1 pseudogene is annotated in these 1,028 nt (G+C 61.3%); it reads left to right on the forward strand.

Annotated elements, in window-relative coordinates:
• Positions 1–42: 42 nt before the first annotated feature.
• Positions 43–1,028, forward strand: a pseudogene (locus LN450_RS10325) (IS3 family transposase); the annotation flags it as partial.

The following is a 1,028-nucleotide window of genomic DNA, read 5'->3' on the forward strand; positions in this document are numbered from 1 at the left end:
GACATCTCAAGGCCATGGAAAATGGTCGATTCGGAGGTGTCTATGAGCAGCAAGCGATATACGGATGAGTTCAAGATCGAGGCGGTCCGGCAAGTGACTGATCGTGGGTTCAAGGTGGCAGAAGTCGCCGGGCGGCTGGGTGTCACGACGCACAGCCTGTACGCCTGGCTGCGCAAGTTCGGCAAGTCTGGCGTGGTGCATCGCGCCGAGGTGGACCAGAGCGCCGAGGTTCGGCGGCTGAAGGCAGAGTTGCGTCGAGTGACCGAGGAGCGCGACATCCTAAAAAAGGCCGCCGCGTACTTTGCCAAGGGGTAAAGGCAAAGTACGCGTTCATGCAGGCCCATCGCAGCGAATTCAGGCTGTGTGCGATGTGCCGGGTGTTGCGGGTCAACCGGGCGGGTTATTACGCCTGGTTACGCTCGCCCGACAGTGAGCGCGCCAAGGAAGATGATCGCTTGCTGGGACTGATCAAGCACCACTGGCTGGCCAGCGGCAGTGTCTATGGGCATCGCAAGATCACCACGGATCTGCGCGATCTAGGTGAGCGTTGTAGTCGCCATCGGGTGCACCGGCTGATGCGCACCGAGGGACTGCGTGCCCAGGTGGGCTATGGTCGCAAACCGCGCTTCCCTGGAGGGATGCAGTGCAAGGCGGCTGCCAACCTGCTTGACCGACAGTTCGACGTGACTGAGCCGGACACGGCCTGGGCGAGCGATTTCACCTTCATCCGCACACATGAAGGCTGGATGTATTTGGCTGTTGTGATCGATCTGTTTTCCAGGCAGGTCGTCGGCTGGGCGATGCGCGATCGGGCCGACACCGAGTTGGTCGTGCAGGCGGTGTTGTCTGCGGTGTGGCGGCGCAAACCCAACGCTGGTTGCTTGGTTCACTCGGACCAAGGGTCTGTCTACACCAGCGATGACTGGCGCAGTTTCCTGGCGTCCCATGGCTTGGTGTGCAGCATGAGTCGGCGTGGCAACTGCCACGACAACGCACCCGTGGAGAGCTTCTTCGGCCTGCTCAAACGC

Source organism: Xanthomonas euvesicatoria pv. euvesicatoria, from assembly GCF_020880415.1.
Taxonomy (GTDB): domain Bacteria; phylum Pseudomonadota; class Gammaproteobacteria; order Xanthomonadales; family Xanthomonadaceae; genus Xanthomonas; species Xanthomonas euvesicatoria.